Here is a 391-nt window from a genome sequence, read left to right as displayed (position 1 = left end):
ACTGGGGTGAAGTCGTAACAAGGTAGCCGTATCGGAAGGTGCGGCTGGATCACCTCCTTTCTAGAGTTGCACGGGGACGCCGAGTCTGGCTATAGAGCCCCAATTCATCAAGCGTCCACACTTATCGACTGTCAATCAAGAAGAACAGCGTTTGAAAGCGCAAACCTGAGCATCAATGTTCAGGTTTGATCTTTCAGAGATTAAAAGCTGTTTCGTTCTTTAACAATCTGGAAGAAGTAAAGTTTTAATCGAATCGCCGACAGGCGGTTCGATGGGTAGTGATTGTATGTATCAAAACAAAGCAACAACGCTGTACTTTCTTATCTCTGTAACGCTCTTTTGGTGGCAACACTAAGAGGCTAACGTTATAGGGACAAGCGAATAAGTGCAC

1 rRNA gene is annotated in these 391 nt (G+C 45.3%); it reads left to right on the top strand.

Annotation, left to right across the window (positions count from 1 at the left end):
• Positions 1-60 (top strand): 16S ribosomal RNA (locus tag F2P44_RS34615); the annotation flags it as partial.
• Between the last annotated feature and the right edge of the window lie 331 nt (positions 61-391).

This window comes from Massilia frigida (assembly GCF_011682175.1).
GTDB classification, from domain to species: domain Bacteria; phylum Pseudomonadota; class Gammaproteobacteria; order Burkholderiales; family Burkholderiaceae_D; genus Telluria_A; species Telluria_A frigida.
Note: the sequence above shows the minus strand (reverse complement) of the source record. Positions and strands in the feature narration are given on the sequence as shown.